Source organism: Streptomyces pseudoechinosporeus (genome assembly GCF_054783935.1).
Window position 1 is genome coordinate 1 of the sequence record NZ_BAAGPS010000031.1, and the last position, 23,296, is coordinate 23,296.

The 23,296-nt window shown below is 70.0% G+C and carries 17 protein-coding genes; 11 read left to right on the plus strand and 6 right to left on the minus strand.

The features are described 5' to 3' along the window. Positions 1–212 precede the first annotated feature (212 nt). From ACYVO6_RS29695 to ACYVO6_RS29705, 3 genes are read right to left on the minus strand one after another with little or no spacing between them, the layout of a single operon-like run. On the minus strand, positions 213–497 hold the full coding sequence (locus ACYVO6_RS29695; RefSeq protein WP_461066491.1) for a hypothetical protein: 285 nt from the start codon (positions 495–497) through the stop codon (positions 213–215). Beyond that, the gene (locus tag ACYVO6_RS29700) at positions 494–1,174 is read right to left on the minus strand and encodes a SigE family RNA polymerase sigma factor (RefSeq protein WP_461066493.1); all 681 of its coding nucleotides are present in this window, start codon (positions 1,172–1,174) and stop codon (positions 494–496) included. Before ACYVO6_RS29700 ends, ACYVO6_RS29695 begins: the two co-directional genes overlap by 4 nt. Then, complete coding sequence (locus ACYVO6_RS29705) at positions 1,171–2,733, minus strand: sodium:solute symporter family protein (RefSeq protein ID WP_461066495.1); 1,563 nt, start codon at positions 2,731–2,733, stop codon at positions 1,171–1,173. The genes ACYVO6_RS29700 and ACYVO6_RS29705 overlap by 4 nt, the downstream gene beginning before the upstream one ends. A gap of 213 nt (positions 2,734–2,946) precedes the next feature. On the opposite strand from ACYVO6_RS29705, the gene ACYVO6_RS29710 reads away from it, so the two are divergent. The 6 genes from ACYVO6_RS29710 to ACYVO6_RS29735 all read left to right on the plus strand — a co-directional run bounded on the left by ACYVO6_RS29710 (position 2,947) and on the right by ACYVO6_RS29735 (position 10,001). After that, positions 2,947–3,201, plus strand: coding sequence for a DUF3311 domain-containing protein (locus tag ACYVO6_RS29710; protein WP_461066497.1), 255 nt, complete (start codon positions 2,947–2,949; stop codon positions 3,199–3,201). An 83-nt stretch (positions 3,202–3,284) separates the two neighbouring features. Further along, positions 3,285–5,462, plus strand: coding sequence for a carbon starvation CstA family protein (locus ACYVO6_RS29715; protein WP_461066499.1), 2,178 nt, complete (start codon positions 3,285–3,287; stop codon positions 5,460–5,462). Beyond that, positions 5,459–5,656: a YbdD/YjiX family protein gene (locus tag ACYVO6_RS29720; RefSeq protein ID WP_461066501.1), complete on the plus strand. Its 198-nt coding sequence runs from the start codon at positions 5,459–5,461 to the stop codon at positions 5,654–5,656. The genes ACYVO6_RS29715 and ACYVO6_RS29720 overlap by 4 nt, the downstream gene beginning before the upstream one ends. A gap of 101 nt (positions 5,657–5,757) precedes the next feature. Then, positions 5,758–7,476, plus strand: coding sequence for an acyltransferase (locus tag ACYVO6_RS29725; RefSeq protein ID WP_461066503.1), 1,719 nt, complete (start codon positions 5,758–5,760; stop codon positions 7,474–7,476). 97 nt (positions 7,477–7,573) lie between these two features. Continuing rightward, positions 7,574–8,464: an LLM class F420-dependent oxidoreductase gene (locus tag ACYVO6_RS29730; protein WP_461066505.1), complete on the plus strand. Its 891-nt coding sequence runs from the start codon at positions 7,574–7,576 to the stop codon at positions 8,462–8,464. 76 nt (positions 8,465–8,540) lie between these two features. Further along, on the plus strand, positions 8,541–10,001 hold the full coding sequence (locus ACYVO6_RS29735) for a hypothetical protein (RefSeq protein WP_461066507.1): 1,461 nt from the start codon (positions 8,541–8,543) through the stop codon (positions 9,999–10,001). 161 nt (positions 10,002–10,162) lie between these two features. Here the strand turns inward: ACYVO6_RS29735 and ACYVO6_RS29740 are convergent, their stop codons facing one another. Together ACYVO6_RS29740 and ACYVO6_RS29745 are read right to left on the minus strand one after the other, a co-directional pair. Continuing rightward, complete coding sequence (locus tag ACYVO6_RS29740) at positions 10,163–11,575, minus strand: family 43 glycosylhydrolase (RefSeq protein ID WP_461066579.1); 1,413 nt, start codon at positions 11,573–11,575, stop codon at positions 10,163–10,165. 71 nt (positions 11,576–11,646) lie between these two features. Beyond that, on the minus strand, positions 11,647–13,134 hold the full coding sequence (locus ACYVO6_RS29745; protein WP_461066509.1) for a family 43 glycosylhydrolase: 1,488 nt from the start codon (positions 13,132–13,134) through the stop codon (positions 11,647–11,649). Between the two features lie 281 nt (positions 13,135–13,415). On the opposite strand from ACYVO6_RS29745, the gene ACYVO6_RS29750 reads away from it, so the two are divergent. The 5 genes from ACYVO6_RS29750 (at position 13,416) to ACYVO6_RS29770 (ending at position 21,356) form a co-directional block, all read left to right on the plus strand. Beyond that, complete coding sequence (locus ACYVO6_RS29750; RefSeq protein ID WP_461066581.1) at positions 13,416–14,858, plus strand: alginate lyase family protein; 1,443 nt, start codon at positions 13,416–13,418, stop codon at positions 14,856–14,858. A gap of 230 nt (positions 14,859–15,088) precedes the next feature. Further along, entirely contained in the window at positions 15,089–17,746 is a 2,658-nt protein-coding gene (locus tag ACYVO6_RS29755) for an FG-GAP-like repeat-containing protein (protein WP_461066511.1), read from the plus strand. A gap of 267 nt (positions 17,747–18,013) precedes the next feature. Continuing rightward, positions 18,014–19,033: a sugar ABC transporter substrate-binding protein gene (locus ACYVO6_RS29760; RefSeq protein ID WP_461066513.1), complete on the plus strand. Its 1,020-nt coding sequence runs from the start codon at positions 18,014–18,016 to the stop codon at positions 19,031–19,033. Between the two features lie 102 nt (positions 19,034–19,135). Then, a complete protein-coding gene (locus ACYVO6_RS29765; protein ID WP_461066515.1) occupies positions 19,136–20,332 on the plus strand; it encodes a Gfo/Idh/MocA family protein in 1,197 nt (398 codons plus the stop codon). Between the two features lie 25 nt (positions 20,333–20,357). Beyond that, positions 20,358–21,356, plus strand: coding sequence for a sugar phosphate isomerase/epimerase family protein (locus ACYVO6_RS29770; RefSeq protein WP_461066517.1), 999 nt, complete (start codon positions 20,358–20,360; stop codon positions 21,354–21,356). 57 nt (positions 21,357–21,413) lie between these two features. On the opposite strand, the gene ACYVO6_RS29775 is transcribed toward ACYVO6_RS29770, so the two are convergent. Further along, positions 21,414–23,285, minus strand: a complete 1,872-nt coding sequence (locus ACYVO6_RS29775; RefSeq protein ID WP_461066519.1) for a pentapeptide repeat-containing protein — start codon at positions 23,283–23,285, stop codon at positions 21,414–21,416. Between the last annotated feature and the right edge of the window lie 11 nt (positions 23,286–23,296).

Genomic DNA, 23,296 nt, shown 5'->3' on the forward strand with positions numbered 1-23,296 from the left:
GTAGCCGCCGGGGCCCGCGCCGAGTACGACGACGTCGAAGTGCTCACCCTGCTCGTCCATGGGGTGTCCTTTCCGATGAGGGGTGGCGACCCGGCGCCTTGCCGCGACCGCCCTCGGCCTCAAACAGCATGCGCCATCGGGGGCGACGGCCCGTCACCCTGGTCACCCGTACGGCGCAAGCGCCCGGTGGAGCCACCCCCGGCCACGGTCACCTACAACCCGCCCCCGGCCGGAGGCGCAGCCACACCGTAAGAAAAGATCACGCCCGGTTCCGACGGTGCCTGGTTGAGGACCCAGAGGCCGATCAAGGTGGCGAGGGTGAAGACCACCGCTATCAGGACGGCCAGGACCAGGCGGCGGCGGCGTTCGCGGCGGAGCCAGTCGCCGCGGGCCGTGCGGTAGGCGTCGGGGGCGGCGCGGACGCCGCCGGCCAGCGTTCCCAGCGCTTCGCGCAGCGCCTGCTCCGTACGATCCACGTCTTTGTCCATGTCTTTCATCGCCGGGCCTCCATCGCCTGGGTCAGGGCGGCGATACCGCGCGCGGTGTGGGTCTTGACCGATCCGCAGGAGATTCCCATCGCGGCGGCTATCTCACTCTCCTTCAGACCGAGCCAGTGCCGCAGCACCAGCGCTTCCCGCTGCCGGGCGGGCAGTTGCTGCAGGGCGTCGATCAGTACGCGCTGGTCGTCGCGGAGCAGCGCCGTGCTCTCGGCGGAGGCGACGACCTCGCTCGGCGGCTGCTGGACGTGCTTGCGGGCGACCTGGAGGTGGCGGATGCGCATACGGGTCAGATTGCACACCGTGGAGCGCAGATACGCCTCCGCCGCCTCGGCGTCCCTGAGGCGGCGCCACTTCCGGTAGATCTGGTAGTACGCCTCGGCCACCACGTTCTCCGGGTCGTCGGCGCCGAGCAGCACGGCCAGACGCAGCATCGAGGCGTAGTGCAGCTCGAAGAGGCGGGCCAGGGCGGCCTCCCGCTCGAGGTCGGCCGGATCGCTCACGGGTGGGGACAGCACCTCATCGGCGGTCGGCATCTCGTCGCCGGCCGGCGGGGATGCCGTCGTCTCGCCGGTGGCGGCGGGCCGCGGGATGCGGGGATCCGGGATACGGGGATCGGTGACGGCGGCCGGAGCGGCCTGCGGCGCCGGCAGTCGCGTGTGCTGTCTGCGTCTCACGGGTTGCTCGCTCCCGTCTCGGGGCGCCGCCTGACGGTCAGGCGGGACGGTAGGTCGGTGAGGTCGGCGCCACGCGGGACGCCGAGGCGTTCGAGGGCCGCGGTGCCGGCCACGGCGACGGTCAGGTTGAGCAGCAGGGCCACGAGCCCGGCGTAGATCTCCAGCGGCTGGTCGCCGCCGCCGAACGGCACGATGGACGAGAAGCCCTCGCGGACCACCAGGAACGTTCCGGCCGCCATGCCCACCGCCCACCCGGCCAGCAGCGCCCGCGGGTGCAGCCGGCCGGTGAACAGGCCGACGGCCACGGCGGGGAAGATCTGCAGGATCCATACGCCGCCGAGGAGTTGGAGGTTGATGGCGTCCTGGTCGCGCAGCCCGAACACGAACGCGACCGCCCCCACCTTCGCGGTGACCGAGACCGCCTTGGCGATGCGCACCTGTCGTTTGGGCGTGGCAGTGGGGTGGACGTACTCGACGTACACATTGCGTACGAAGCAGGTGGCGGCCGCGATCGACATCACGGCCGCCGGGACCAGCGCCCCCACGGTGATCGCCCCGAAGACGAGTCCGGCCAGCGGTCCCGGCATCAGGCGGTCGACCAGCATCGGTACGGCGGTCTCGGCGCCGCCCTCGGGTGCCCGTACCCCCGCCGCGAGTGCCGCGATGCCGAGGAGGCCGAAGAGGGCGAGCAGTCCCGTCCAGGCGGGCAGCGCCACGGAGACCTTGCGCAGGGTGCGCGGGCCGTCGGCGGCGAACCCGGCGGTGAGGACGTGCGGATACATCAGCAGGGCCAGCGCCGAACCCAGGGCGAGCGTGGCGTAGGCGGGCTGCTGCTCGGGGGAAAGGAGCAGGGCGGAGTCCGCCACGCCGGTGCCGCCGAGCCGTCGCGCCGCGCCCTCGAAGACCGCGCCGGGTCCGCCGAGCCGGGCGAGGACCAGCCAGCACACGGCGGTGAGCGAGACGAAGACGGCCACCGCCTTGAACGCGGAGATGACGGTCGGCGCCCGCAGCCCGTGCCGGTACGTCGCCACCGCGAGCCCCGCGAAGAGCGCGACCAGCACCAGATCGCCGCCCGCGCCCCGCGGGTAGACGCCGCCGGCGGTGAGCACCGCGCGGATGCCCAGCAGTTGGAGCGCCAGATAGGGCATCGTCGCGAGGATCCCGGTCAGCGCCACCACCAGGGCGAGCGGCGGCGAACCGTACCGTCCGCGCACGAAGTCGGCGACGGTGATGTAGCCGTGCCGACGGGCCACCGCCCACAGCCGGGTCAGCAGGACGAAGGCGAGCGGGCAGACGATCACCGTGTACGGCACGGCGAAGAAGGCGGGCGCCCCGTTCCCGTACGCCAGTCCCGGTACGGCGGTGAAGGTGTACGCGGTGAAGATCGTGCCGCCGAGCAGCATCCAGGTCCAGACGGGACCCAGGCTCCGGTCGGCCAGTGCCCAGCCCTCCAGGGACGGCAGCCGGTCGGTGGGACGCAGCCGGCGCGCGGTGACGGCGAGCAGCGACGCTCCGCCGATCACGGCGAGGAACGTCGCGGTCATGGCGCCGTCCGCCATGGGTCACCGTCCTTGGTGTGCCTGAGGCTGCCTGAGGCCATTGCCCGAGCCCTTGCCTGAGAGTTGCGCGGGCTGCCCGTCCGGATGACACGGGTGACGGGAAAACCGGCGGGAAATCTTCTGGAAATTCCCTGTCAACCAGTTCCGGCCGGCGGGCAACTCTTGCACAGACCGACAGCGAGCGGGAGAGGGAACGGGAGGGGAGCGCAGGTCATGGCATCGACTGGCACTGGTCATCACCGGCTACGGCGAATCGCGATCGCCGTACTACTTCTCGCGCCGGCCGCGGGACTGCTGTGGGTCCCCTGGTACGCCGGGGCGGACCCGCGGCTCGCGGGGACGCCGTTCTTCTACTGGTACCAGCTCGCCTGGGTGCCGGGGTGCGCCCTGTGCCTGCTCGCCGCGTACGCGCTGACCAGGCACGACCGCGACGACCAGCACGATCGGTACGACCGGCCCGATCCCTGAGCCGCTTCCCCACCGCGTACTGCCCGGCACCACCACCCAGTAGCGCCGCACACCATCACCCAGCACCAAGGCCAGGAGCCGCCATGCCTACGTCAGCCATGCCCGAATCCGCTCCCCCGCCGCCGGAGGACTCACAGGACTCGCCCTCAGTCCGGCCCCGTATGACCCCGCGGTCCATCCTCCTGTGGACCACCGTCGCCCTGGTCGGCGCCGTCTGCTGGGGCGTCCTCGCCCTCTCCCGGGGCGAGGAGATCTCCGCCGTCTGGCTGGTGCTGGCCGCCCTCGGCTCGTACGCCATCGCCTACCGCTTCTACGCCCGCTTCGTCGCCCGGCGCGTACTGAAGCCGGACGACCGCCGGGCCACTCCCGCCGAACGGCTCGAGGACGGCGTCGACTTCCAGCCCACCGACCGCCGGGTGCTGCTGGGCCACCACTTCGCGGCGATCGCCGGGGCCGGACCGCTGGTGGGGCCCGTACTCGCGGCGCAGATGGGCTATCTGCCCGGCACGCTCTGGATCGTGGCCGGAGTGATCTTCGCCGGGGCGGTGCAGGACATGGTGGTGCTGTTCCTGTCGATGCGGCGGGACGGGAAGTCGCTCGGGCAGATGGCCCGTGACGAGATCGGCCGGGCGGGCGGGGCGGCGGCCCTGATCGCGGTCTTCGCCATCATGATCATCCTGCTCGGTGTGCTGGCTCTGGTCGTCGTCAACGCCCTCGCGCACTCCCCCTGGGGCACGTTCTCGGTCGCCATGACCATCCCCATCGCCCTGTTCATGGGCTTCTGGATGCACGTCATCCGTCCTGGCCGGGTCGTCGAGACCAGCCTGATCGGTGTGGCGCTGCTGCTGCTCGCGATCGTCGGCGGCAGCTGGATCCAGGAGTCCTCGCTGGCCGACACCTTCACCCTGAGCCCGACGACCCTGGTGTTCTGCCTGGTCGGGTACGGCTTCGTCGCCTCCGTACTCCCCGTGTGGATGCTGCTCGCGCCGCGCGACTACCTCTCCACCTTCATGAAGATCGGCACCATCGCGCTGCTCGCGGTCGGAGTCGTCGTGGCCGCGCCCGTCATGCGTGCGGAGGCGGTCAGTGACTTCGCGTCCTCGGGCGCGGGCCCGGTCTTCGCGGGCTCCCTCTTCCCCTTCCTCTTCATCACCATCGCCTGTGGCGCGCTGTCCGGCTTCCATGCGCTGGTCGCCTCCGGTACGACTCCGAAGCTGATCCAGAAGGAGTCGCAGGTCCGGGTGATCGGCTACGGCGCCATGCTGATGGAGTCGTTCGTCGCGATCATGGCGCTGATCGCCGCGGCCACCCTCGAACCCGGCCTGTACTACGCGATGAACGCGCCCGCCGGACTGCTCGGTACGACTGCCGAGTCCGCCTCGCAGGCGGTGGCGGGCCTCGGCTTCACCATCAGCCCCGACCAGTTGACGCAGGCGGCGAAGGCCGTGGAGGAGCAGACGCTCATCGCCCGCACCGGCGGTGCGCCCACCCTCGCGGTCGGTATGTCGGAGATCTTCTCCGGGGTGTTCGGCGGCGCCGGGATGAAGGCCTTCTGGTACCACTTCGCGATCATGTTCGAGGCGCTGTTCATTCTGACGACGGTCGACGCGGGCACCCGGGTCGGACGCTTCATGCTCCAGGACATGCTCGGCAACGTCTGGAAGCCGATCGGCCGGGTCAACTGGAAGCCGGGCATCTGGCTGTGCAGCGGACTCGTCGTGGCCGCCTGGGGCTACTTCCTCTACACCGGCGCCACCGACCCCCTCGGCGGAATCAACCAGCTCTTCCCGCTCTTCGGCATCGCCAACCAGCTGCTCGCCGCCATCGCCCTCACCGTCTGCACCACCGTGCTGGTCAAGTCCGGGCGGCTGCGCTGGGCGTGGGTCACCGCGATCCCGCTGGCCTGGGTGGTCGCGGTCACCTTCGTCGCCGGCTGGCAGAAGATCTTCTCCGACGACCCGCGGATCGGCTTCTTCGCCCAGCGGACCCGGTACGCCGACGGCATCGACGCCGGCCAGGTCCTGCCGCCCGCCAAGACCCTCGACGACATGCACACCGTGGTCACCAACTCCACGGTCGACGGCGTCCTGATCGCCGTGTTCCTGCTGCTGGTCACCGTGGTGATCGTCAACGCGGCGGTGGTCTGCGTACGAGCCATCCGCTCTCCGGGGTCGCTGCCGACGACGGAGGCGCCGTACGTCGAGTCCCGTATCGACATCCCCGAGCAGGCCGGCGAACCGCTGGTGGGAGCCCGTTCATGAACGCCCGGCACTGGGCGCGGACCGCGCGTTGGGTGCACTGGTATCTGCGCGAGCTGACCGGCGAGGCGGAGTACGACCGCTACTGCGAGCGCCACCGCCGCCGGCACCCCCACGCTCCGCTGCCCAGCCGACGGGAGTACGAGGTCCTGCGGACGCACCACCGGGAGAACCATCCGCAGAGCCGCTGCTGTTGACGCACAGCACCGACCACGGTCCGCGGGGCCGGGCGCGCCTCCTGCCGCCCCGGTCCTGCGGGCCTGGTCCTGCGGGCGTGGGCCGGGAAACACTGTCCCGCATGGATTTCGAACCCGAAAAGCAGCCGTCCGTCCGGTATTTCGACCACTGCCCCTGGGTGTTCGCCGACGAGGCGACCGAGGAGCAGCGCGCCGCGCAGCGGAAGCGGCAGGAGGCGATCGGTGGGGAGCGTGAGATCGGTGAGCGGTGTTACGTCGCCGATTCCGCGGCGGTGTTCACGGACCGGCTGTCGCTGGGGGACGACTCGTACATCGCCGCGCATGCCTATGTCACCGGGGAGTTGACGACCGGGACGGACTGCACGCTGAACCCGTTCAGCGTGGTGCGCGGCACCGTGACGCTGGGGGACGGTGTGCGGATCGGTGCGCACACCTCGTTGCTCGGCTTCAATCACGGCATGGCCCCCGATCGGCCGGTGTTCCAACAGCCGCTCACCAGCCGGGGGATCACTGTCGGCGACGATGTGTGGATCGGTTCGCATGTGGTCGTGGTGGACGGGGTGACCATCGGCGATCACTGTGTGGTCGGCGCGGGGGCGGTGGTCACCAGGGATCTGGCGGACTGGACGGTGGCCGCCGGGAATCCGGCACGGCCGCTGCGCGACCGGCGGGACACCACCCGGCACTCCGCTGTCCGGCCGGCCGCCGCCACGGACCATGCCGGTGACGCCCTGGCCCGGTTCGCCGACACCGCCCGCGCTCAGGCCGCCGACATCCTCGGCCGGTGCTGGGACGGCGAGAGGTATGTCGACCGCCCCGGCGAGGCGCCCACCGTACGGGCGCACTGCGACGCCGTCGAGATCGCCGGCCTTCTGCTGGGCGCCACCCCCGGCCAGTTGACCGCCGAGGAGCATGCCGAGCGTCTGAGGAGCGTCCAGGATCCGTACACCGGACTGGTACCGGAGTTCGACGAGCCGCTGCCGACGGCGGACGAGGACGGCTTCATCAGCGAAGGACCCGCCCTGTACCACGTACTGTCCGTCGGCTACGCCCTCGATCTGCTCGGCACCTCCTTCCCGCATCCGGTGCGCGGCGTACGGGAGATGACCGCACGGCAGTTGGTCGCACGCCTGGAGGAATTGCCCTGGCGGGACGGTGCGTGGGGTGCCGGGGCCTGGATCGATTCCTGGGCGACTGCGGCCCATTGGAACCTGCGGCACGCACACGCCGACGACAACCGTCCCGGCGTCGAACCGGGCGCGCTGGAGGCGCTGTTCGGCTGGCTGCTGACGAGGGCCGATCCATGGACCGGCATGTGGGGCAGCCCCTCCCCCGCCGCCGGACGGCTCCAGATCGTCAACGGCTACTACCGGCTGACGCGGGGCTCGTTCGCCCAGTTCGGGCTGCCGGTACCGCATCCGGAGCGGGTGGTGGACGCGGTCCTGGACCATGCCCGGGATGTGCGCCACTTCGGCGAGGGCCGGGAGAACGCCTGCAATGTGCTGGACGTCGCGCATCCTTTGTGGCTGTGCTCCCGGCAACTCGGTACGGGCGTGGGCAACGACGGTTACCGCTCGGCCGAGATCCGCACCTGGGCCGAGCGGCAGTTGGCCGCCGTCCTGCCCCGCTGGCACCACGGCGAGGGCTTCGCCTTCGGTCACGGCTCCGCAGGCCCGGGCCCGGAACCCGGCCTCCAGGGCACCGAGATGTGGCTGGCCATCATCTGGCTCCTCGCCGACCTACTCGGCCACTCGGACACCCTCGGCTACCGGCCACGCGGCGTACACCGCCCGGAGCCGGCCCGCGTCGGCGACCGCTGATCCCGGAATATCGCGAAGGCGCCGCCGGTTGGGCCTGCTGCGCCACAGCGATACGAGCGATACGACAGACAACAGCCTTCGGAGGGAACGGAAACCGATGGACGACGACACGGCCGTGGACCGTCACAGCTCACTGAAGAACGCAGTCGGGCGATACGGCATCTGGAGTGTCGGGCTGCGTTCGGAGGACCCGGCACAGCGTGGCGAGCTCGCCGAGGCCGCCGCCGAGCTCGAACAACTCGGCTTCGGCACCGTCTGGTTGGGCGGCAGCAGCGGCGTACAGCACGCCGTGCCGCTCATCGAGGCGACCTCCCGGCTCACCGTGGCGACCGGCATCCTGAGCATCTGGCAGTACGAGGCCGCCGACACCGCGGCGCGTTTCGCCGAGCTGGACTCGGCCCACCCCGGCCGGTTCCTGCTGGGCCTCGGGGTGAGTCACGCCAAGCTGGCGGACCAGTACCGGCGCCCCTACTCGTCCATGGTCGAGTATCTGGACGCCCTGGACGCGGCCGGAGTCCCCGCCGAGCGCCGGGTCCTGGCCGCCCTCGGCCCCAAGATGCTGAAGCTGTCGCGCGACCGCGCCGCCGGCTCGCACCCGTACCTGGTCACTCCCGAGCACACCGCGGACGCTCGCGAGATCCTCGGCGAAGTCCCGCTGCTCGCACCGGAGTTGAAGGTCGTCCTGGAGACGGCCCCGGACCGCGCACGCTCGCTCGCCCGCGACAGCCTCGCCATGTATCTCACCCTGCCGAACTACACCAACAGCTTCCTGCGGTTCGGTTTCACCGAGGACGACTTCGCGGACGGCGGCAGCGACCGACTGATCGACGCGCTCTTCGCCTGGGGTGACGACGATCGCATCCGCGAGCGGATCGACGCCTTTTACGCCGCCGGCGCGGACCATGTGGCCTTCCAAGTGGTCACCGACCAGGACCGCTCAGCCCTCCCCCGCCCCGAATGGCGCCGCTTGGCCGGGCTGTTGGCCTGATGACGTGAGCGACAACTGGGCAACAGTCGTCGCACCCCGCTGAAGTCGGTCCGGTGCGGATGTGAGGGTGAGGCGCATGAAGTCTCGTATCGCCATGTCAGCCCTCACCGTCTGCGTCGTCCTCGCCCCGCTCACCAGCTGCGGCAGCGACGGAACGGGCCGCGAGCCGTCCCCCTCGGACGGTGGGTCGTCGGCTGCCCCGGTGCCCAGCGCGCCTGCCGAGAGCCGGGCGCCGACGCCGGGGAAGGGGTCGAAGGACCCCGACGACATCAACGGCGACGGGTATCGCGATCTCCTGGTGCCCGTCCCGGTCGGCGGCGAGCCGGGAAACCCCGGCAACGAAGAGCGGATCGGTGTGGTCTACGGATCGGCCAAGGGACTCGACCCGGCGACACGCACGGTCTACGACCGCGGCGATCTGGGCCTGCCCGGTCTGCCGCCGGGGTCGGCGGGTCCCGGCAGCGTCCTCGCGAACGCCACGGTCACCGCCGATCTGGACGGCGACGGCTTCCCGGACTTCGTCACGACCGTCGCGGGCGAGCGGGTGTCGGACGGGCAGGTCACCGCCCCTCGTACCGTCCCGTACGTGACGTGGGGCGGACCTGCCGGACCCAGGACGGGTGCCGAGGCAACCGAGGTGCGGCTGCCGCAGAACGTGTCCAAACAGGGCGTGGGCCCCGTGGTGCGCGGCGACTTCGACGGCGACGGACACCACGACCTCGCGGCACCCGCGCAGAACCAGTCGTCCCTGGTCGTGCTGTACGGCCCGTTCACGCGGTCAGGTGCGCCCGCGCGCACCGACACCAGCCTGCCCTGGTCGGACGGCTGGCTCATCGCGGACGACATCGACCCCACGGGCAAGCCGCGCGCGACCTCTCTGCTGCTCCAGGGGACAAACGACGGTGAGCAGTCCGCCAACACCCTCCACACGGCCCGCCGCGGCGAGGGTCTGTCCGCAAGCAGCCGACAGCTGCGCCTCGGGAGCGCCCACGCCTTCGGCGACTTCGACGGCGACGGGCTGCGCGATGTGGCCGTCGGGGACGACGGCGGCCGCAACAACGAGCCCGGCTACGAGACGGAGGCCCCGGACGTCGACGGCTCGCTCTCCGTGTACCCCGGCAGCGGCGGCGCACCGGTCACCCACCGGCTGCCCGAGGCACCCGAGGGCGCGAAAACCGACTACGGCCCCGGCGGTTTCGCAGCCGCCGACCCCGACGGCGACGGCCGCGACGGCATCCTCGTCGCCACGTACGAGAACGCCACGCTCATCGACGGCGACCAGCGCACCCCGGTCCTGCGCGAAGGACCGGCGAAGGTGGCCGGCGAGAAGGTCCCGGCGAAGTGGCGCCATGCCCGGCCCGCGGGAGCCGCCGACTTCGACGGCGACGGCAAGGACGAGCTGATCCTCAACTGGGCGGCCGACACGCTGTTCGGCTTCTACGGCCAGCACCCCACCCACTGGTGGATCACCGACGGCACGACGTCCCGCGACAAGACGTCCTTCACGACGATGGGCTTCGCCCCGCCCGGCTCTTGAGTACCGCCGGGCGGGGCTTGGATCCCGTTGGGGGCCTTGGTGAAGTGCGGTGCGATATGGCGCCCTTTAGGGGCGCGGGGCTGTATCAATTTGCGGCTCCGCCGCGCGGGCGCGACCAGCCCCCACCGACCCGCGGGTGAATCACTGCACTACCAGCGGAGCTACTCCGCGTAATACGTCGCGTCCTGCCGGTCGAGAGTCGTGCTGATCGGCTGGATGTGGAGCAGGTTCTCGTAGTGCCGGATGTAACGGCCCGGGAAGTTGTACGACTCGAAGGAGACGCCGCTCGCGGAGTCGGCGAGGCCCGCGCGCTGCGAGAAGCTGGCGTCGTTCTTGAAGGTGGTCGAGCCGTCGTTCTTCTCCACCCACATCTCGTAGTTCTTGTGGCGGAGGTAGTAGCCGGGGAAGTTCGCCGACTCCAGGGAGACGGTGCCGCTGCCGGCGAGGCCGGTGACGACGCGGAACTGCGAGTCGGCGAGGTTGGTGACGTTCGGTTCGAGCTTCGCCCGGTACTCCCAGTGGCGGATGTAGCGGTCGGGGAAGTTGTACGAGGAGAAGCGGACCGGAGTCAGGCCGTCCGCGACCGGGATGCCGAAGTTGGGTGTGCCGTCGGCGTTCCAGTACAGCTTCTGGTAACGGGTGCGGCGGTTGGGGTCGTTGAGCGGATCGCCGCTGATGTCCTTGTAGTTGCGGGCGTGGTAGACGAGTACGTCCGACTTGCCGTCCTCGGAGACGGTGAAGCAGTTGTGGCCGGGCCCGTACTGCCCGGTGGCGTCGTTGCTCCTGAAGACCGGCTGTGAACTCTTCGTCCAGGATGCCGGGTTGAGCAGATCGGCCGAGGCGGAGGCGGTCAGCAGGCCGAGGCAGTAGTTGGCGTCGGTGGCGGCGGCGGAGAAGGCCATGAAGACCTTGCCGCCCCGCTGGATGACCGCCGGGCCCTCGTTGACGCGGTGGCCCACGGTCTCCCAGGCGTGCGTCGGCGTGGAGATCCGTACCGGAGTGCCGGAGATGGTCCACGGGTTGGACAGCTTCGCGAGATAGAGGTTGGTTCCGCTGCCCACGGCCGGATCGTTCTGTGCCCAGCTCAGATAGCGGCTGCTGCCGACGACGAAGGTCGTCGCGTCGAGCGAGAAGGTGTCCAGCGGCAGGGCGATCCGCCCCTTTTCCGTCCACGTCCCGGTCAGCGGGTTGGCGGAGCTGCTCTCCAGGACGTACGGCCGGATCTTCCAGATGTCGCTGGTGGAGCCGGCGGCGAAGTAGACGTACCACTTGCCGTCGATGAAGTGGATCTCCGGTGCCCAGATGTGGGCACCCATCTCACCGCTTGAGTGCTTGGTCCAGATGGTGGTCTCCGAGGCGGTCGAAAGGCCCTGGAGGGTGGTGGCCCGGCGCATCACGATCTTGTCGTACGCGGGCACGGTGGCGGTGAAGTAGTAGTAGCCGTCGGTGTGTTTGTGGATGTGCGGGTCGGCGCGCTGCAGGGCGATCGGGTTGGTGAAAGTCACGGCGGGTGAGGCGGGGGCGGCGGCGTGGGCGGGGGTTCCGGTGGCCAGTACGGCCGGCCCGGCGGCCATCGCCGTGGCCGCCCCGGCGAGGAAGGTCCTGCGTCTCATGGGAGTCTCCTGATCAGGGGGTCAGACGGTGGTCAGGCCGTGGTGGGCTGGAGGCGCCACTGCTGGCAGTTGTTGTTGAGCCAGGTCCACTGGCGTACGTCGGTGCCGTTGGCCGTGCCGCACTCGGCGACGTCCATGACCTTGCCGGTGGCGGCGCTGACGATCCGCACGTAGTCACCACCGAGGTAGACCATGCGGAACTTCTGGCAGTTGTTGTTCAGCCAGGACCACTGCCGGACGTCGGCGCCGTCGGCGGTGCTGCAGTCGGCGATGTCGGCGACCTTGCCGGTGGCGACGTTGACGAGGCGGCTGGTGTCGTCGGCGCGGTCCTCGATGCGCCACTTCTGGTTGGCCCCGCCGTTGCAGGTCCACTGGAAGATGTTGGCGCCGTCGGCGGTGCTGCCGCCGTTGACGTCGAGGCACTTGCCGCTGTTGCGGTTGACGATGGTGTAGGCGGTCGGGGTCGTGGCCGTCTCACCGGAGGGGCCGGCCATCGTCGTACCGAGTGCGACCGGGGTACCGAAGTTCGGGGTGCCGTCGGCGTTCCAGGTGAACTTCTGGGCGCGGGTCGTACGGCCGTTGTCGCAGCCGTCGCCCGCCGCGTCGTTGGCGTGGTAGACGATCCAGTTCTCCGTGCCGTCGGGCGAGGTGAAGAACCCGTTGTGCCCCGGCGCGTACACGCTGTTCGCGTCGTTGCGCTGGAAGACCGGGGTCTGCTTCTTCGTCCAGGAGGAGGCGAGGAGCGGGTCGGAACCGGTCAGCTCCAGCTGGCCGAGTTTGTAGTCGGGGCCCCAGCAGGCGCTGGCGGAGTAGACGAGGAAGGTGCGTCCGTTGCGGTAGAGCGGCTCGGGCCCTTCGTTGACCTCACCGCTCTGCGTCTCCCAGCTGAGCGTCGGGCTGGAGATGACGGTGAAGGTGGAGCTGGCGAGCGTGTACGGGTTGCTGAGCGGCGCGATGACGAGGCTCTGCTTGCTGCCGCCCGCCGAACCGCTGCCCACCAGGTACAGCTTGTTGTTGTGCTTGAGCACGCTGGCGTCGATCAGCCAGCCGTTGGGATTCAGGTTGGAGCCGGTGAAGGTGTTCTTGTAGGTGTACGGCCCCATCGGGTCGGAGCCGGAGCTCTCCAGCACATGGGTGCGCTGGTCGTCGCAGCAGGCGGAGCCGCGCGGCCCGGCGGAGTAGTACAGATACCACTTGCCGTCGAAGAAGTGGATCTCCGGGGCCCACATGTTCCAGTTGCGGCTGGAGGTGCTGTCCGACCACACCTGCACGCTGGGCGCGGTGTTCAGCCCGGCGAGCGTGGGCGACTTGCGCATGGTCAGCTCACCGGTGAACGAGGTCGTCACCAGGTAGTAGTTGCCGTTGTAGTACTCCAGCCAGGGGTCGGCGCCTTTTTGTTCCTTGACGGGGTTGGTGTACGGCCGGCCTTCGGCGGTGACCCCGGGCTGAGCGGTGACGAGCGAGCCCAACAGGGCGAGCAGTGCCGCCCCGAGGATGAACCAGTGGCGTGTGCGGAACACGGTGAGTCCCTTCTGGGGCGGCAGTGCACCAGCTCGTTCGAGATCACGAACACTGTGCGTAACTTCGACCAGAAGGTAAAGGTGGGGCGTATGGAGCGTCAATGGATGCGGCGGGTTTGGTTTCGATCAGTTTTCCGGAGCGTGTCGCTGATTTTTTGTTATCGCCCGCGAGACCACGCGTCTCCTATTCGAACTCGTACGCAACTTCGAACTCGTACGCATCGGCACGCACCCCACACCTGAGGACCGAAGCCGTGAGAGCAGAGATCAACCGCCGGAGCATGCTGAAGATCGCCGGTACGGCCGCGGGCGCGGCAGCCATCGGCGCCGCCGTCCCCGCGGCCCCCGCGTCAGCGGCAGGCACGGCGTTCGCGCACCCCGGGCTGCTGCACACCCGAGCCGACCTCGACCGCATGGCGGCCAAGGTGAAGGCGGGCGCGACCCCGTACACGGCGGGCTTCGCCAAGCTCACCGCCAACCGCCACTCGCAGACCGACTGGAGGCCCAACCCGCAGGCCACGGTCTACCGGGGCGTGGGCTCGCCGCAGAACTACGCGATCCTCTACAACGACATCCACGCGGCGTACCAGAACGCCCTGCGCGGCCAAGTCACCGGCGAGGACGCGCACTTGGACACCGCCGTCGCCATCCTCAACGCCTGGTCCGCGAAGTTGACCAGCGTCGAGGGTTCCGCGGACCGCTTCCTCGCGGCGGGCCTCTACGGCTACCAGTTCGCCAACGCGGCCGAACTCGTCCGCGACCACGCCGACTTCGACCTGCCCCGCTTCCAGAAGATGATGCTGGACGTCTTCGCCCCGCTCAGCGAGGACTTCCTCAAGAACCACAACGGCGCCGTCGTCTCCAACTACTGGACCAACTGGGACCTGACGGCCATGTGCTGCGTCCTCGCCATCGGCATCCTCTGCGACGACAAGGCCAAGGTCGACACCGCGGTCGAGTACTTCAAGCACGGCGAGGGCCTGGGCGCCATCAAGAACGCCATCCCCGTCGTGCACTCCGACGGACTCGCCGAGTGGGTGGAGGCAGGCCGCGACCAGGGCCACGCCCTGCTGGGCATCGGCCTGATGGGCACGTTCTGCGAGATGGCCTGGAGCCAGGGCATCAATCTGTACGGCTACGACGACAACCGCTTCTTCAAGGCCGCCCAGTACGTGGCGAAGTGGAACCTGGGCGGGGACGTGCCGTTCACGCCCAATACCCGCGACAAGGGCGCGATCAACGGCTGGTCGGGCACGGAGACCGTGAGCGAGGAGGCCCCGGTGGACCCGGCCATGACCCGCCCGGTCTGGGCCATGATCGCCAACCACTACACCAAGCGCCGGGGCCTGTCGGCCTCCTACCTCACCCGGATAGCGGCGAAGTCGGCTCCGGAGGGCGGCGGTGGCGACTACGGCCCCAACAGCGGCGGCTACGACCAACTCGGCTTCGGCACCCTGGCCTTCACCCGCGACCGCTCCACCAAGCCGGAGTCCCCGGCCTCCCCGTCAGCGTCACCTTCCCCCGCATCCGGCTCCGGCCCCGACTCCGGTGCCGCGCCCGCCAACCCCTCCCCCTCGTCCACCCCCCAGGGCGGCAGGGACGGCGACTTGGCCGCCACCGGCTCCTCGGACCTCCCTGCCTGGACCGCCGCGACCGGCATCACCGCCCTCGCGGGCGGCCTGCTCCTCCTACGGCGCCGCGCCCGCGCGAACCGCGACGCCTGAACGCTCCGCTGGAAGGGCCAGTTCGAAGCTGGGCTCTGCCGAGGCCGTACGACCTGGGCAGAGCCCTGCGGCGTGACCTGCGCCACTTCCCGCTGCCTGACAGTGATGTTTCACGGATGGGACGCGCTTGATCCACTGCCACCTGAGTGACAGGTGGTTCCTCTGTGAGGCATTTCTAGGGGTGGGGCAAGTTGAGGCCACGCAAGACCCATGCGTACACACCGCTGAGTTTGAAGCGAAGAGCATGGCTGACGATCGGTGCCGTCCTCGTGGGTGGCGCGGGAGCCATCACGTACGCCATCGCCGACCCGGTAGCGAAGCCGGACGATGCCCGGGCCGCGCGCAAGCCCGCCGTGCACACCGTGAAGCTGAAGGACAAGGGGGCGGGGCGCAAGGGCCTGGACAAGCAGGGCACGGACCGTTACAGCGCGGTCATGCTGACCTGGGACAACCCGCACGCGAAGCTGAAGGGCACGCCCGAGGTCCGCTACCGGGCCACCGAGACCGGTGACTGGTCCGGGTGGCAGAAGGTCGCGGGCGAGGAGTTCTCCGCTGACGGAGCGGAGGCCGAGCGGGCCGGCACGCGCGGCGGCACGGCCTCCGTGTGGACGGACGACGCGGACGGTCTCGAGGTGCGGGTCGTGAACGCGGACGGCACGCTCGCCACCGGCCTTCCGGCCGGTCTGGACGTCAAGCTGCTCGATCCCGGCACCGACCCCAAGGGCACCGCGGAGGTGAACGCCGAACCCGCCGCGTACGCCGAGGACATCACCCCCACGCCCACGCCAACGACGACCGACGCGCAGACACCCGGCGACCCGGCCACGACCACGCCCACCAGCGACGCCCCGACACCCACGGACTCCGTGACCGGCTCCCCGACCGAGTCCGCGAGCGAATCCCCGACGGCCTCCCCGTCGCCCTCCGACACCGTCCCGGCCCCCCGCCCCTCCACGGTCGTCAAGCCGCCGATCATCACCCAGGCCGAGTGGGGCGCCTCCACCGACTACGACGGCACGCCCGGGTACGGCGCCGAGATCAAGGCGGCCGTCATCCACCACACGGGCGTGAACAACGACAACACGATCTCCTGTGGCCAGTCCCGCGCCCGGATGCGGACCATCCAGCAGGAGCACTTCTCCCGCGGCTACTACGACCTCGGCTACAACTTCGTCGTCGACAAGTGCGGTCAGATCTTCGAGGGCCGCAGCGGCGGTATGGACCTGCCGGTGATCGGCGCTCACGACGTGGGCTTCAACACCAACACGGTCGGCATCTCGTTCATCGGCAACTACGAGACCGCCAAGCCGAGCCGCGCCGGCCTCGAGGCCATCTCCCGGATCGTCGCCTGGAAGTTCGGCATGTACGGCATCGACCCGAACGGCAAGGTGACGCTGACGTCCGGCAGCGCCAAGGGCCAGGACGGCAACCTCGTCGCGAAGGACACGTCGATCACGCTGCCCCGGGTCTTCGGCCACCGTGACACCAACGCGACGGCCTGCCCCGGCGCCAACCTCTACCCCAAGCTCGCCGAGATCCGCCGGTACGCGGCAAGCGCCGGCAAGAACTCCGCGATCCCGACCGCCGACTTCAACCGCGACGGCATCACCGACCTGGTCGCCGGAGTGCCGAAGGCATCGGGCAGCGTCGGAAACGTCGTCGTCGTGCCCGGCGGTCTCGACGGCCCGGTCGCCGGCGCCAAGGTGAGGCTCACCCAGTCCAGCCCGGGCGTCCCCGGCGGCTCCGAGACCGGCGACAGCTGGGGCGCGTCGACCGCCTGGGGCGACATCAACGGCGACGGCCACGCCGACCTCGCCATCGGCGCGCCGGGCGAGGACGACACCTCCGGCAACGCCGACCGCGGCTCGGTCACGGTCCTGTACGGCCCCGGCCTGAACTCCGGCTCCTCCTACACCACTTCGGGCGTCACGGCGGCCGGCGCCAAGCTGGGCTCGGCCGTCACGGTCGGCGACTTCAACGCCGACGGCAAGGCCGACGTCTTTGCGGCCGGCACCGGCAAGGGCGGCAACTGGAACGTCCACCTGACCGGCGGCGCCACCCAGTCCGGCACGCTGACCACCGCGACGTGGGGCGTCGCCTACCCGGACGCCGCCACGGGTGACTTCAACCGCGACGGCTATGCGGACGTGGCGCTCAACTACCGTGACACGTCCGGCATCGGCCGCGTCACGTGGTTCAAGGGCTCGGCCGCCGGTCTGGTCAAGGTGAGCACGATCTCCGTCAAGGGTGGCCGCTCCCTCGCCGCGGGCGACGTGAACGGCAACGGCTACGACGACATCGTCATCGGCCAGCCGTACGCCGGGGAGTCCGGCGGGGTCTCGGGCGGCCAGGTCACCATGGTCCCCGGCACGTCCACCGGCTTCACCACCACCGGCATGCGCACCGTCCACCAGGACACCACGGGTGTCCCGGGCGCCAACGAGTCGGGCGACGCCATGGGCTGGTCCGTCTCCGTCGGCGACTACAACCTCGACGGCTACGCGGACGTCCTCACCGGCCTCCCGAACGAGGACATCACCCGCAGCGGCGCCAACCAGACCAACACGGGCGCGGCGCTGCTCCTGAAGGGCACCTCGACCGGCCTGACCGGCTCCGGCGCACTCGAGTACACCCAGGACACGTCCGGCATCACCGGCTGGACCGAACCCAACGACAAGCTCGGCTCCTCGGTCGTACTCCAGGACCTCTCCGGCTGGGGCCGCGCCGACCTCGCAATCGGCGCCGAGGGCGAGAACGGGTACGACGGCACGATCCTGCAACTGGACTCGGGCAGCACCGGCGTCGACACCACGAAGGGCGTGTACTACGGCCGCGACGGCCTGGGCACGCCTGGCGGCGCATACCTTGGTCAGACCCTGACCCCGTAAACAGCACCCGCACACAACGCGGCGAGCAGTCACCGGATGGGGCCCTCCGCTACGGAGGGCCCCATCCTTGCCAGCGGGGCTTGCCTCGACGGTCAACTGCAGGCCATCCCCTGACGCAAAGCCCTTGACACGCTCTGGGAAACGAGCCGATAGTACCAAGACTTAAAGCGCTTTAAGCAGAGGTCACCGGGAAGCCCGCCCCCTCCAGAAGCCGCAGATCACCGGCCCTGCTATCGCCACCTAGTTGCACAGTGAGGTGCACGAACCATGAACCGAACGTTCCCTCCCCGCCCCCGCAGAATCGCCCCCGTCATGGCCGTGGCCGCCGCGGCAGCGCTCGTCCTCTCCGGCTGTTCCAGCAGCTCCGGCGGGAAAGAGGCCGAAGAGGCAGCCGGCAACATCTCCGCGGGCAAGGCCGACACCCCCCGTATGACGATCGCGATGGTCACCCACGCGCCCTCCGGCGACACCTTCTGGGACATCATCCGCAAGGGCGCCCAGGCCGCCGCCGCGAAGGACAACGTCAAGCTCATCTACTCCAACGACGAGAGCGCCGCCAACCAGGCCAACCTCGTCCAGAACGCGATCGACCAGAAGGTCGACGGCATCGCGGTCACCCTGGCCAAGCCGGACGCCCTGAAGAGCGTGGTGGCCAAGGCGGTGAAGGCGGGCATCCCGGTGGTCGGCTTCAACTCCGGAATGGACCAGTGGAAGGCACAGAACCTGCTGTCGTTCTTCGGCCAGGACGAGGGTGTCGCCGGCGAGGCCTTCGGCAGGAAGCTGAACGAGACCGGTGCCAAGAACGCCGTCTGCGTGGTCCAGGTCCAGGGACACGTGGGCCTGGAGGCGCGCTGCGCCGGCGTGAAGAAGACCTTCAAGGGCAAGACGGAGAACCTGTACGTCAACGGCGCCGACATGCCGTCCGTGAAGTCGACCATCACCGCCAAGCTCAAGCAGGACAGCTCCATCGACCAAGTGGTCACGCTCGGCGCCCCGTTCGCGCTGACGGCCCTGCAGTCCGCCTCCGACGCGGGCAGCGACGCGAAGGTCGCCACCTTCGACCTCAACAAGGACCTGGTCAACTCCGTCAAGGACGGCGACATCGAGTTCGCGGTCGACCAGCAGCCGTACCTCCAGGGCTACCTCGCGGTCGACTCCCTCTGGCTCTACAAGAACAACGGCAACTTCCCCGGCGGCAGCGAGCAACCGGTCCTGACCGGACCGGCCTTCGTGGACAAGTCCAACGTCGACGCGGTGGCGAAGTTCGCCGCGAACGGCACGCGCTGAGCCGCCCGCCCGAACCGGGCCGACCACAGACCCGAGGCCCGTTCGTTCCGGTCGGCCCATCAGCTCGCCGCCTGATCCCTCCGTCCTTCGAAAGGCACCCGCATGCCCACGTCCGCCAAGCCCCTCTCCGTCGCGGTCATCGGAGCCGGCATGGCCGGCCGCAGCCACGCGGCCGGTTACCGCAACGTCAACACGGTCTTCGGTGCCGGTCTGCCGCCGGTCCGGCTGGCCGCGATCGCCGACGCCAATGTCGTACTCGGCGAGGACGCCGCCCGTCGTTACGGGTACGAGAAGGCGCTGCCGAGCTGGGAGGCCGTCGTCGAGGACCCCACCATCGACGCCGTCAGCATCGTCGTGGGCAATGACCTGCACCGTCCAATCGCGGAAGCTCTCATCGCCGCGGGCAAGCATGTGCTGTGCGAGAAGCCGCTGGCCGGGTCGCTCGAAGACGCCCGTGCCATGGCCGAGTTGGAGAGGGGTGCCGAGGTTGTGACGGCCGTCGGGTACTCCTTCCGGCGTTCGCCCGGCATCGCCGCGATCCGTGAGCATGTGCGTGCCGGTGAGCTGGGCGATCTGACGCTGTTCAGCGGCCGGTACTGGTGCGACTACGCCACCGACCCGAACGGCCCGCTGGCCTGGCGGTTCAAGGGTCGCCCCGGCTCGGGCGCGCTCGGGGACGTCGGCTCGCACGTCATCGACGTCGCCGAGTACGTCGCCGGGCCCATCACCTCCGTCTCCGGTGCCACGCTGTCGACGCAGATCCCCAAGCGGCCCCTGCCGCTGGGCGCGGTGGTCGGGCACAACGCCGCCCCCGTCTCCGACGAGGTCGGTGAGGTCGAGAACGAGGACACCGCGTCCTTCACCGCCCGCTTCGAGTCCGGGCTCGTCGGCACCTTCTCGGTGACGCGCACCGGCTTCGGCCTGCCCAACGGGCTCTCCTTCGACGTCCTGGGCCTGGGCGGGCGGGCCGCGTTCGACCAGCACCGGCCCGCCGAGTACCTCTTCGACGACGCTCAGCCCGAGGCCCGTACGCGCGGCGCGCGGCAGATCATCGCCGGCCCGCAGCTGCCGTACTTCGCGGGCGGAGTCCCGATGGAGGCGCCGGGGGTGGGCGTCAGCAACGCCGACAACTTCACCTACCAGGCCCGGGCCTTCCTCGACCAGGTCGCGGGGGTCGCCGATCCGCGGCTGGCCTGCGCCACGTTCGCCGACGCGCTGCGGACCATGGAGATCATCCAGGCCGTCGTCGAGTCCTCCCTGGGCGGCGGCTCCGCCGTCACGGTTCCGCCCGCCACCTGATCTCCCGTATCCAAGGAGTACGCACATGGCCCTCAAGCTCGGCGCCTACACCGCCTGCCTGCACGACCGCACCCTCACCGAAGCCCTCGACATCCTCAAGGAGAACGGTCTGACCTCCGCGGAGGTCAACACCGGCGGCTTCATCCCCGCCCCGCACTGCCCGGTCGACCTCCTCCTGTCCTCGGCCAAAGCGCGCGAGGAGTACCTGGCGACCTTCGCCGACCGCGGCATGGAACTGACCGGCCTCAACTGCAACGGCAACCCCCTCAACCCGCTCCCCGGCGTCGGCCCGAAGCACGCCGACGACCTGCGCCGTACGATCCGCCTGGCGGGCCTTCTCGGGGTGAAGCACGTCGTGACGATGTCCGGCACCCCGGGCTCCGACCCCGACGCCAAGTACCCCTCCTGGGTCGTGAACCCGTGGGACGGCGTCTACATGGACGTACTGGACTACCAGTGGGGCGTGGCCGTCGAGTTCTGGAAGGAGATCGACGCGCTGGCCCGGGAGAACGACGTCCGGGTCGCCATCGAGATGCACCCGCACAACGTCGTCTTCTCCCCCGTCACCCTCAAGCGTCTCGTCGACGAGACGGGCGCGACGAACATCGGCGCCGAGATGGACCCCTCCCACCTGATGTGGCAGGGCATGGACGTCATCGCCTCCATCAAGTGGCTGGGCCCGCTGGTGTTCCACGCCGCCGCCAAGGACGCGACGCTCTGCCCCGGCGCCGACATCCGCGGCGTACTGGACACGTCGTTCACGCGCGTACCCGCGGACGCGCCCGACAAGGTGCCCACAGGCTACGGCTTCTGGTGCAACGCCTGGCCTCAGAACCCCGCCTGGAAGTTCGTCGCCGTCGGCCTCGGCAATGACGTCCCCTACTGGACCGAGTTCCTGCGCGCCCTCGCCGAGATCGACCCGGACATGGCGGTCAATATCGAGCACGAGGACGCTGCCTACTCCCAGACCGAGGGGCTGGCTCTGGCGGCGAAGAACCTGCATGGTGCGGCGGCGGGGCTGTAAGGCACGCCGGTACGTGGCCCCGGTTGTCGGGCCGCCCCGACCGTGGGGGCGCCGGGGTCAGCGTTTGACGCGGTTACGGACGGCCAGGACCGCCAGGCCCAGTAGGACGGGCTCGGTCACGCGGGACGCCATCTCGAGGTAGGTGCCGGTGGTGGTCAGGTCCTGGCCGGAGGAGCGGAACACCACCGAGTTGAGTGTGACGTTCAGGGCCTTCTCGAAGCGCTCGCCGGTGAACCGGTCCCCCGTGGGATTCTGGGGATCAGCCTTGTCGATCTCGAAAGTGACCCTGCCGCCGCCGGGCGGCACGGTGCCGGTCGCTTCCTGCTTCGGGGAGTCCTTCGGGAGCCCGAAGCCCATCAGCAGCACGACGGTGACGAGCATGGCGGCAGCGAGCCAGCCCAGGGCCCGGGAGGCGCGCAGGCCATAGCCGGACAGCATCCAGTAGCCGTGCAGCAGTCCGCGTTCGGCGCGGGAGGTGCCGGTGCGGTCGTGGCGGCGCATCTCCATCTCGCCGTAGTAGAAATCCGCCGCCCCCGGCTCGTCCTTGCCGTCCTCGAACGCCTTGCGCAGCGCCCGGTACACCGGCGCCAGCTGCGCCGGTCCGACGTGTCCGGCGCCGAGCACCGCCACGTTCCAGCCCCGGACCGCTGTCGGCCGGCTAGCGCGCCAGTGGTGTTCTTCGGCGAGAGTGCGGCGCTGGGTGAACCGTACGGGGTGCCAGCGCAGCGTGTTGAGCGGGACCTTGTCGAAGGAGCAGGTGCCCTCCAGGCGTAGCTGGTCCAGATGCACGGTCCCGGTGAACAGGCAGCCCGACAGGTCGACGTCGGCGAGGACCAGATGGGCCGCGTCCACGCCACGCAGCGAGGCTATGCGCACCGCGGCGTCGGGCGCATCGGCAAGAGTCTGCTCTGCCACCGGCTGCCCGTTGGGGAGCACAAAGGGGTCGGCCTCCGCGGCGATGGTGAGGGGGTATTCGAAGACCGCGTGGGCGAAGTCCACCGTGGCGTAGCGCAGACGCAACTCGGCCGTTGACGACCAGCGCGTCCGCCGACACTCCAGGCGGCGCGCGGCGAACGAGAGGGTCACCGGGCCGCCGAACACCGCCCCGGACAGCACCACCCGCCCCGCGCACACCAACGGCCCGAGGTTGGCCGACCGCTCGAAAACCGCCTGCCCGAACCACGTGTCGCCCTGAAAGGTCGCCGCCAGGAACCCGGCGTCGCTATGAAAGGTCGCCGAATCGAACCAGGCGCGGCCCTGAAAGGTCGCCGCCAGGAACCCGGCATCGCTATGAAAGGTCGCCTCGTCGAACCGGGCCAGGCCCTGGAAGGTTGCCGACCTGAACCAGGCGTCGCCGTGAAAGGTCGCCGAATCGAACCAGGCGTCGCCCTGGAAGGTTGCCGACCTGAACCAGGCGTCGCCCTGGAAGGTCGCCGACCTGAACCAGGCGCCGCGCTCGAAGGTCGCCGACTCGAACTCGGCGCCACGCTCGAAGGTCGCCGACTCGAACTCGGCATCGCCCTGGAAGGTCACCGACCCGAACCCGGCATCGCGCTCGAAAGTTGCCGACCCGAACCGGGCGCCGCGCTCGAAGGTCGCCGAGCTGAACTCGGCATTGCCCTGAAAAATCGCCGACGCGAACACGGCGCCGCCGAGGCGGGGGTGTCCGGTGGCGGGGTCGTGGAGGGCGTTGAGGAGGGCATGGAGAAGGGGTCCGGTGAAGGTGGTGCCGCGGTGGTCGATGTCGCTGCCAGGGGTCAGGCCAGCCAGGTAGGCGTTGCGGTCGGCGTCGTCCAGGTGGGCGAGGCATGCGGTGTGACCGGGGACGTGGATGCCGCGGCAGCCAATCGGGTCCTCCGTGGTGGTGCCGTGGCCACAGTGCGGCCAGGCAGGCGGAGTTGGGGACGGTTCGGGGCTCGGGTGTGGCATACCCGGAGGAC

What these genes read in the sequence shown, in the direction of transcription:
- ACYVO6_RS29715 (WP_461066499.1), top strand. Translation starts at nt 3,285, where the DNA reads ATGCCTACGTCAGCCATGCCCGAATCCGCTCCCCCGCCGCCGGAGGAC.
- ACYVO6_RS29770 (WP_461066517.1), top strand. Translation starts at nt 20,358, where the DNA reads ATGGCCCTCAAGCTCGGCGCCTACACCGCCTGCCTGCACGACCGCACC.
- ACYVO6_RS29710 (WP_461066497.1), top strand. Translation starts at nt 2,947, where the DNA reads ATGGCATCGACTGGCACTGGTCATCACCGGCTACGGCGAATCGCGATC.
- ACYVO6_RS29720 (WP_461066501.1), top strand. Translation starts at nt 5,459, where the DNA reads ATGAACGCCCGGCACTGGGCGCGGACCGCGCGTTGGGTGCACTGGTAT.
- ACYVO6_RS29750 (WP_461066581.1), top strand. Translation starts at nt 13,416, where the DNA reads ATGCTGAAGATCGCCGGTACGGCCGCGGGCGCGGCAGCCATCGGCGCC.
- ACYVO6_RS29705 (WP_461066495.1), bottom strand. Translation starts at nt 2,733, where the DNA reads ATGGCGGACGGCGCCATGACCGCGACGTTCCTCGCCGTGATCGGCGGA.
- ACYVO6_RS29775 (WP_461066519.1), bottom strand. Translation starts at nt 23,285, where the DNA reads ATGCCACACCCGAGCCCCGAACCGTCCCCAACTCCGCCTGCCTGGCCG.
- ACYVO6_RS29695 (WP_461066491.1), bottom strand. Translation starts at nt 497, where the DNA reads ATGAAAGACATGGACAAAGACGTGGATCGTACGGAGCAGGCGCTGCGC.
- ACYVO6_RS29740 (WP_461066579.1), bottom strand. Translation starts at nt 11,575, where the DNA reads ATGGCCGCCGGGCCGGCCGTACTGGCCACCGGAACCCCCGCCCACGCC.
- ACYVO6_RS29730 (WP_461066505.1), top strand. Translation starts at nt 7,574, where the DNA reads ATGGACGACGACACGGCCGTGGACCGTCACAGCTCACTGAAGAACGCA.
- ACYVO6_RS29735 (WP_461066507.1), top strand. Translation starts at nt 8,541, where the DNA reads ATGAAGTCTCGTATCGCCATGTCAGCCCTCACCGTCTGCGTCGTCCTC.
- ACYVO6_RS29760 (WP_461066513.1), top strand. Translation starts at nt 18,014, where the DNA reads ATGAACCGAACGTTCCCTCCCCGCCCCCGCAGAATCGCCCCCGTCATG.
- ACYVO6_RS29725 (WP_461066503.1), top strand. Translation starts at nt 5,758, where the DNA reads ATGGATTTCGAACCCGAAAAGCAGCCGTCCGTCCGGTATTTCGACCAC.
- ACYVO6_RS29765 (WP_461066515.1), top strand. Translation starts at nt 19,136, where the DNA reads ATGCCCACGTCCGCCAAGCCCCTCTCCGTCGCGGTCATCGGAGCCGGC.